The 2,537-nt window shown below is 75.1% G+C and carries 3 protein-coding genes; 1 reads left to right on the top strand and 2 read right to left on the bottom strand.

Features of this window, described 5'->3' with window-relative positions; translation table 11 throughout:
- Positions 1-282: 282 nt before the first annotated feature.
- Positions 283-588 carry a cell division protein CrgA gene (locus HMPREF3105_RS04360; RefSeq protein WP_036337280.1) on the bottom strand — a complete coding sequence of 102 codons (306 nt, stop codon included), beginning with the start codon at positions 586-588 and terminating at the stop codon, positions 283-285.
- A 157-nt stretch (positions 589-745) separates the two neighbouring features.
- Between HMPREF3105_RS04360 and HMPREF3105_RS04355 the strand changes: the two genes are divergently transcribed.
- Positions 746-1,399 (top strand): anthranilate synthase component II, encoded by a 654-nt coding sequence (locus tag HMPREF3105_RS04355; RefSeq protein WP_041103470.1) that lies wholly within the window; start codon positions 746-748, stop codon positions 1,397-1,399.
- A 45-nt stretch (positions 1,400-1,444) separates the two neighbouring features.
- Here HMPREF3105_RS04355 and HMPREF3105_RS04350 read toward each other — a convergent pair.
- Positions 1,445-2,537, bottom strand: a 1,093-nt coding sequence (locus HMPREF3105_RS04350) for a PASTA domain-containing protein (RefSeq protein ID WP_141762426.1), incomplete at its 5' end; no start/stop codon positions are given.

Raw genomic sequence — 2,537 nt, 5'->3', positions numbered from 1 at the left:
GCGCGTGCCGTCCGTGGGCGCCCAGGCGGCCGGCCTCGTGGTCGTGGCGGCGGCGCTGGCGGCGCTCACGGTGCTCGGCGCCGCACGGGTCACGGTGGCCGGCCTGCTGGGCTAGGCCGTCGTCCCCGACCGTCCCCGGAGTTCTCCACAGCCGGGTGTGCACTTCTTCCCACAGGGGTGTCCACACCTGTGGACAACTCCGGGGACAACTCGTCTCCGGGCGGGATCGTGCGGATCCCTCATCCACAGGGTTGTCCACCGCTGTGGAGAACTACACGCGTGTCATTCGCTCCAGCGGGACATCATGAGGAACCCGACGAGCGCGATGCCGAAGCCCACGAGGATGTTCCAGCCGCCGATCTGCACGATCGGGAAGAGGCCCTGGGTCAGGTAGTAGACGATGATCCAGAGCAGGCCGAGGATCAGCAGGCCGAACATCACGGCCTTGTACACGGGGGAGAGGGGCTTCGGACCCGGGTCCACGTCCCCGAGGTCCGTCCGCACGGCGGAGCGGCTGCGGCGCGCGGCCTCGAGCTCCTCGCGCTTCCGACGGGCCGAGTCCTTGCGCTTGCCGGCGGGTGCTGCCACGGGTCTTCTCCTCGGGTGGGGGGGTGGTGGGCGCCCCCACCGGCGGGGACCGGGGCGGGGACGGTATCCTGCTGACCTGCCCAGGACCGGGGTCAGCGACGTGCCCGGCCAGTCTATGCACCCCGCTCCCACGCGGCGGGGAGGAAAGAGCGCCCCCGTGCAGAGCCCCGAGGTCTCCGTCCTCGTCGTCGACAACTACGACAGCTTCGTCTACACCCTGGTGGGCTACCTCGAGCAGCTCGGGGCCCGCACCACCGTGATCCGCAACGACGAGGTCACCCCCGCCCGCGCCCTCGAGCTCGCGGCCGAGCACACGGCGGTGCTCATCTCGCCCGGGCCGGGCGCGCCCGCCGACGCCGGTGTCTCCCTCGACCTCATCCGCTCCGCCGCCGACGGCGGCCGTCCGCTCTTCGGGGTGTGCCTGGGGCACCAGGCCATCGCGGAGGCGTTCGGCGCCACCGTGACGCACGCGGAGTCCCTCATGCACGGCAAGACGTCCCTGGTCCGCCACGGCGAGCACCCCATGTTCGAGGGCGTCCCCTCGCCGTTCACCGCCACCCGCTACCACTCGCTGGCCGCCGTGCGGCCCACCGTGGACGAGGCGGTCCTGGAGATCACCGCCGAGACCGAGGACGGCGTCGTGATGGGACTGGCCCACCGCACCGCGCCCCTGTGGGGCGTGCAGTTCCACCCCGAGTCCGTGCTCACCGAGGGCGGCTACCGGATGCTCGGCAACTGGCTCGGGTCCGTGGGGCTCTCCGGGGCCGCCGAGCGCGGCGGCCGGCTCTCGCCCCTCGTCCGCCAGGACTGACCGGTCCCGGGGCCCGGTTCGCGGGTCCGACGGCGCCCCGGCCGCTCAGGTGGACGGCGGCGGGTCGATCGAGGGCTCGGGGTCCGGCGTCAGCGTCGGCAGCGGGTCCACCGGCGTCCCGGTGGGCGAGGTGCTCGGCGACTGCGCGGTCGGCTCCGGCGAGGTCGACGGGGCCGCCGACGGCGGCGACGGGCTCTGCGTCGGCGACGGCGTCGCGCTCGTCGGATCGGGGCTGGGCGTGGCGGAGGCGGACGGCGAGGGTGACGGCTCCGCGCTCTCGGAGGGCTCGGGGCTCTCCGACGGCGGGGGGCTCGGTGGCGCGGACGCCGACGGCGTGGGCTCGGGCGCCTCACTGGACGGCGGCGCCGGCTCGGAGGGCTCGGCCGTGGGCGCGATCCACGAGGACGCCGTCAGGGTCAGGGAGGAACGGTTGTCCACGCGGACGCCGGCGGGCGGATCCTGGGCCACGACCGTGCCGGTGTCGGTGGTCGCGCCGTCCTCGTCCTGGATCCGCACGCGCAGCTCGGGGGCGCTCAGCGCCAGCTGACGCCGCGCGTCCGGAGCGCTCATCCCCACCACGTCCGGCACGGCGACCATGCCGCTGGACAGGTGCAGCACCACGGAGGAGCCGGGCGGCACGTGGGTGCCCATCGCGGGGTCGGTGCGGGCGAGCAGCCCGCGCTCGAGTCGGCCGTCGTCCTGGTACTGCACGGAGGAGACGCGCAGGCCCAGCCGTTCCAGCTCGCGGCGGGCCGCGTCCTCGGACAGCCCGTGCAGGGAGTCGGACAGCGCGATGCCCTCCTCGCCGCGGGACACCCGGATCCGCACCTCGGCCCCGCGGGGCACCTCCGTGCCCGTCGGCGGGTCGCTCTGGGTGACGGTCCCGTCCGGGGCGTCGGCCATGTACGCGGACGAGACGACGGCCACCAGACCTGCGTCCTCGAGCGCCGCGACCGCCTCGGCCTGCTGCAGCCCCACCACCGCGGGCACCTCCACGGTGTTGCGCAGGGCCGCCGCGAGCCACGGCGCCAGGACCAGGGCCAGCGCGACCAGGACCACGCCGGCCGCCAGGAGCGTGCGCCGGCCGACGCGACGGCGGACACGACGGGGTGTGGCCGTCGCCGGTGCCGGCGTGTCT

It is taken from the genome of Micrococcus sp. HMSC31B01, from assembly GCF_001816085.1.
GTDB classification, from domain to species: Bacteria; Actinomycetota; Actinomycetes; order Actinomycetales; family Micrococcaceae; genus Micrococcus; species Micrococcus luteus.
This window is presented reverse-complemented; position numbering and strand designations above follow the sequence as displayed.